The organism is Kitasatospora phosalacinea (assembly GCF_000716545.1).
GTDB lineage: Bacteria > Actinomycetota > Actinomycetes > Streptomycetales > Streptomycetaceae > Kitasatospora > Kitasatospora phosalacinea.
Map to the genome: position 1 here is coordinate 1 of NZ_JNWZ01000186.1, position 389 is coordinate 389.

1 protein-coding gene is annotated in these 389 nt (G+C 73.8%); it reads right to left on the reverse strand.

Going from position 1 to position 389, the window contains the following annotated elements; translation table 11 throughout:
- The coding region (locus OO48_RS34065) for a molybdopterin cofactor-binding domain-containing protein (RefSeq protein ID WP_033223572.1) at window positions 1–389 on the reverse strand (389 nt) is incomplete at both ends.

Sequence of the window (389 nt, forward strand, 5' to 3'; positions counted from 1 at the left end):
GTCGTGCTCGTCGAGCCAGTGGGCCTCGACCTCGGTGACGTCGGCGTTGGCCGTGATGTGGTAGTCGGCGAGGTCGTGGTTGACGACGTGGCCGGTCCGGGGGGCGAGGACGCTGTTCTCGTGCAGCGCCATGGACAGCCCCATGGTCATGCCGCCGATGAACTGCGAGCGCGCCGTGCGCGGGTTGATGATCCGGCCGGCGGCGAAGACGCCCAGCAGGCGCGGCACCCGGATCTCGCCCGTGTCCAGGTGGACGCGGGCCTCGGCGAACTGGGCGCCGAAGGCGTGCATCGCGTAGCGGTCGTCCGCCGGCCGGACGGAGCCGGACGCCTCGGCCCCGTCCGGCGGCTCCGTCCCGTACCTCCCCCGGAAGGCGCGGGCGGCCTCGA